The 1,282-nt window shown below is 52.8% G+C and carries 1 protein-coding gene and 1 pseudogene; both read left to right on the plus strand.

Annotated elements, in window-relative coordinates:
* Positions 1–175 precede the first annotated feature (175 nt).
* The gene (locus PAECUDRAFT_RS24235) at positions 176–739 is read left to right on the plus strand and encodes a YcdB/YcdC domain-containing protein (protein WP_006040803.1); all 564 of its coding nucleotides are present in this window, start codon (positions 176–178) and stop codon (positions 737–739) included.
* Positions 726–1,282: pseudogene (locus PAECUDRAFT_RS24240) on the plus strand (hypothetical protein); the annotation flags it as partial. The gene PAECUDRAFT_RS24235 and the pseudogene PAECUDRAFT_RS24240, both read left to right, overlap by 14 nt.

The raw sequence follows: 1,282 nt of genomic DNA on the forward strand, positions 1-1,282 counted from the left end.
CATTCTGCCCTATTTTGGTGTGCATCCTATTCGGCGTCCATGCCAAAGTTTTAAAGCTGCAAGAAAATTTACCCTCCGCAAGAAACCTTTTGATTGGAGGCTGCGTTTAAAGAAGCAGAAGAGTTGAACAGCATCGAATAAACGCCATTCCAAACGTTTTAGGAGGGTTACACGCATGACAATGAAAAAGAACAAAAAGCCACGCGTCTCCAGCGCATCGCGCAAACTAATTGCGCTCGCGACTATGGTAGCGCTTACGGCTTCGCTGCCAACGGCGGCTTTTGCCGATAAAGCCGTTAATCCAAGCGTGGTCAGCGGCGCGCCGAGCACGGCAGCGGCCACATCCAGCGACTCCGCAGCATCTCAGCCGGCAAGCGGCGATGATGCATCGGTCAAAGCAGAGATTACGAAAGCAAAGGCGATTGAGCTGGCTCGCAAGTATTTGTCCATCCCAGACGCTTATACGCTTCAAAGCTCGCGTCTATCGACGAATATGCAAGAAAACGGACTTTATATCGTATGGAACCTGTCGTTCATTAATAAGGTGAATGGCAAAGTGAAGGGGACGATTGAGGCCGGGCTAGATGGCACGACGGGCGAGCTGCTCTCGTACTACTCGAGTACGGACAATTCGAATGCAAAGCCTTCTTACCCGCCGAAGGTAAATCGCGAGAAAGCGACGGGGGTCGCATTAGCGTTTCTTAACAAAATACGCGCCCGATTACGTGAAGCAAGTTGAGTTGGATGCCTATGTTGGCGTAGGCACGAAGCCGCCGCTATCTGGCCAAGTGGTTCACTCGCTCCGTTATGACCGTATCGTGAACGGCGTGCCTTATGTTCAAAACTACATCGATTTTCAAATCGACGGTGAAGGCCATATTTTAAGCTATCAGCTCAATTGGGAGCGGGTCGTGAATTTTGAGAAAGCGAAGCCGGCGTTCGCCCTCGACGAGGCCACTGCCAAAATCTCTGCACTCGCCAAGCCGGTTTTATCGTACACGGTTCCATACCAAAGCAAGTCGCGCAAGCCGGTGCTGGTCTACAACATGCCGGCCTTAGCAATCTCTGCTGTAACGGGGGGACCGATCGATTCGCAGCAAGTGAAGCAAACCGAAACGCAGGTTAGCGCGAAGCCATCGGGCACGAAGCCGGTTGCGGGCAAGGAAGTGCTGACGAAGGAGCAGGCATCCGACAGAGTGAAGGCGGCGTTCGATGTGCCCGCTAATGCGAAGCTGAACAGCTCGGATTTCAGCGAGTACACAGACGAGAATGGCAAGGCGCG

It is taken from the genome of Paenibacillus curdlanolyticus YK9 (assembly GCF_000179615.1).
Lineage (GTDB): Bacteria > Bacillota > Bacilli > Paenibacillales > Paenibacillaceae > Paenibacillus_T > Paenibacillus_T curdlanolyticus.

What these genes read in the sequence shown, in the direction of transcription:
- PAECUDRAFT_RS24235 (WP_006040803.1), top strand. Translation starts at nt 176, where the DNA reads ATGACAATGAAAAAGAACAAAAAGCCACGCGTCTCCAGCGCATCGCGC.